The following is a 3,385-nucleotide window of genomic DNA, read 5'->3' on the forward strand; positions in this document are numbered from 1 at the left end:
GGTGGCCATGGGCAGATACGGGACAAGCTTCACGACGGCCTTGCTCTGGCACGCGAAATGCGTCGGGCAGGTTTTCGCACACGGCTGATCGATGCCACCGATCTCGCCACATGCCGGATGTACCGCAATGGGCGCGAGGTCTATGCAGGATTGATGAAGAACGCCGTGGAAGGCTTGGCCGGCCCTGTCGCCCTGCCCATATGGACGCTCCTGCTGGGCGGAGGACATATCCTGCCCTTCCTGCTTCGTGGCACCCCGACGATGCAGTTTGCGCGATTGGCGAGCCTTGCACTGCGTCTACTGGTGGCGCTGCGGTGTCAGCAGGGGTTACGCACCGTTCTCGCCAGTCCGGTCGGGGTGTTCATGCTGCTTTTCATCCAGTTTCACGCCCGCATGCGGCATGTGCTTGGACGCCCTGTCACTTGGAAAGGACGATATTATGAAACCTGAACTTGGTCTGCTCGCCACCCTTATGGCCCTGCCGCTCGCCCCTCTCACGGCCGTGGCAGGCCCCGTTCAGGCGGTTATTGGAAACGTCCCCGATGACGTTGGTACCATCAAGGTTGCGATCTGCACGGAGGATGAGTTCCTCAAGCCCAGCTGCAGGTTCCATGCCGAGGTGAAATCATCTAAGCCAGACGTTACCGTGAATTTTGCCGACATACCGGCAGGCGTATATGCCGTGCAGGCCTATCAGGACCGCAACGGCAATGCCCGGCTCGACCGTTCGTTTATCGGCATACCCAAGGAGCCCATAGGGTTTTCACGGGATCCGAGCGTCCGTTTCGGGCCACCAAGCTTTGACGATTGTGCTGTCAGACTGACACCCAAGGGCGGTGCGCTCAAGGTCAGCCTGATCACACACTGAAGCTTCCCCGCTCGGCGCTGCAGCGATCAGAGGGATCGTTGTGAGCGCCAGCGATTGAGAAGCAGGGAGTTGGTGACCACCGAGACAGAGCTGAGCGCCATGGCCCCGCCGGCGATCACCGGGTCCAGCAGTCCGCAGGCTGCAAGAGGTATGGCCGCGACGTTATAGCCAAAGGCGAAAACGAGATTCTGCCTTATTTTGCTGACGGTCGCCTTGGAGATAGACAGGGCATCCGGGATCGCACGCAGATCCGCACTCATCAGAACGAGATCTGCCGTCTCAAGCGCCGCGGCCGAGCCCGAACCGATTGCGATACTGATATCCGCAGCGGCTAAAGCAGGCGCATCATTGATGCCATCCCCAGCCATACCAACCAGACGACCCTCACCGCGCAACGCCTGCACCGCAGAAACCTTGCCTTCGGGTCGAAGTGAAGCTCTGATCTCGTCAATACCTGCTTCCCGGGCGACCCGCGCAGCAACCGCCTCGCGATCGCCTGTAAGCATGATCGTTTCGATCGACTGCTTGCGAAGCCAGGAAACAATGGCCGCGGCTTCCGGGCGCAGAGCGTCAGACAGGGTTATGGTGCCAAGATAGACGCCACCGCGTGCGATACAGGCAATGCTCTGCGTTTCGGCATCCAATGGTAGGGCCGACACGGCGATGCCCTGTTCCTGCAGGAATTCGGGTGTCCCCAGCAGAAAGGTCTCTTCCTTTGCTGCCGCTTCGATCCCCTTGCCCGGCACGGCGCGGAAATGGTCCAGACTGTACGCGGAGGCGATCCCAGCTTCGCTTGCCCGCGATATGATGGCCTTCGCCAATGGATGCTCGGAGTTGGCCTCAAGCGATGCCGCCACCCCCAGAAGTTCCGCCTCGGTCACCCCTTCTACAGGATAAATCGCTCCGACTTCAGGCTGCCCCTTGGTGAGCGTGCCTGTCTTGTCGAAGGCCAGCACCTTGAGACGATGAACGCGCTCGAGCGCTTCAGCATTGCGGAACAGGATACCGGCAGAGGCCGCCTTGCCTGCCCCGACCATCAGCGCGGTTGGTGTCGCAAGGCCCAGGGAACAGGGGCAGGCAATGACGAGCACCGATATGGCCGAGACAAGGCTCCATTGCGCATCGTGCGTTGCCAGAAAGCCGATGACGAACGTCAACAGGGCGATGATGATGATGGTGGGCACGAAGATGGCCGAGACACGATCCGCCAGGCGCTGGATCGGGGCTTTCGATCCCTGCGCACGCGAGACCATCGCCACGATGCGGGCCAGTGCGGTCTCGCTCCCAAGCGAGGTTGCACGGGCGCGTACGACACCCGTCGTGTTGAGCGTTCCGGCGAAAATCGTATCGCCAACCTGACGCAGAACGGGCACAGCCTCACCTGTGAGCATCGACTCATTGATCTCGGTTGCGCCTTCGATAACCTCTCCATCAACTGGAATAGCTTCACCAGGGCGGACCACGAACACATCACCGCGTTGCAATGAAGCGACAGCGCAGATTTCCACGCCGTTCGGCGTTACGCGATTGGCAGTTTGCGGCCTCAGATTGAGCAGAGCTTCCAGACCGGAAGCCGCTTTCTGACGCGCCCGCGCCTCGAGAAGCCTGCCAACCGAAATCAGGAGGATCACGAAGGCGCTTGCCTCGAAATAGACCGGCAGATCGAGCCCGCAGAGCGTGACGGCCATGCTGAAGCCGTAAGCGATGCTTGTCCCGAGGCAGACCAGCACGTTCATATTGGCCGAGCCACTCCGCAGGGCATGATAGGCACTGCGATAGAAATGACGGGCACCATAGATCTGTACGACACTCGCACAAAGCGCCTGAAGCCAGAGCGGCACGAGGTGATGGGCGCCAACCGCCATACCCAGCATTTCGACGGCAAACGGGATACAGAACAGGGCGATAATCGCCAGATGCCGCTGCGCCGTTACAGGTTCTCTCGAAGGCGCTTCGTGCCCCTGTTGGTCCGCTGTGGAGGTTGCCGTAAAGCCCGCCTTGCGAACGGCCTCGACGAGGCGATTCTCCGTGACCGCCCCCGCGACGTAATCGATCTGCAAGGTCTCGGTGGCGAGATTGACGGCTGCCCTGACGCCCGGCAGGCGGTTGAGCACCTTTTCCAGTCGCGCAGAGCAAGCGGCGCAGCTCATTCCCTCAATGGCAAATCGTGCTTCCTGATGCCCAAGACCGAATCCTGTCTTCTCAACGATCTTTTCAATGGCGCCGAGATCTGGCCCCTCATCCGCTCGGGAGATGATCGCGCGCGAGGATGCGAAATTGACCGATGCTGTCAGCCCATCCTGCCGGTTGAGCACTTTCTCCAGCCGTGCCGCGCAGGCAGCGCAACTCATACCCGTTACTTCCAGATCAAGACTGCTGGCGCTCATGGAATACTTTCTCATTCGACTGGAAGAAAGGCTCGTTTCAAACGCTTGCCTCTGCCGATCAGGCATCTCTTATCGGGCCCCGCCATCGGATAGAAGGCGCTACCGCCTAACCCGCAGGGACCGTCGGAAG

2 protein-coding genes and 1 pseudogene are annotated in these 3,385 nt (G+C 60.5%); 2 read left to right on the plus strand and 1 reads right to left on the minus strand.

Annotated elements, in window-relative coordinates; translation table 11 throughout:
* Together P792_RS36990 and P792_RS25190 are read left to right on the plus strand one after the other, a co-directional pair.
* Positions 1–450, plus strand: a pseudogene (locus P792_RS36990) (glycosyl transferase); the annotation flags it as partial.
* Positions 440–868, plus strand: coding sequence for a DUF2141 domain-containing protein (locus P792_RS25190; protein WP_023978075.1), 429 nt, complete (start codon positions 440–442; stop codon positions 866–868). The pseudogene P792_RS36990 and the gene P792_RS25190, both read left to right, overlap by 11 nt.
* 26 nt (positions 869–894) lie before the next feature.
* Here P792_RS25190 and P792_RS25195 read toward each other — a convergent pair whose 3' ends face one another.
* Positions 895–3,255: a heavy metal translocating P-type ATPase gene (locus P792_RS25195; protein WP_023978076.1), complete on the minus strand. Its 2,361-nt coding sequence runs from the start codon at positions 3,253–3,255 to the stop codon at positions 895–897.
* Positions 3,256–3,385 lie beyond the last annotated feature (130 nt).

It is taken from the genome of Asaia sp. SF2.1 (assembly GCF_000505765.1).
Taxonomy (GTDB): domain Bacteria; phylum Pseudomonadota; class Alphaproteobacteria; order Acetobacterales; family Acetobacteraceae; genus Asaia; species Asaia bogorensis.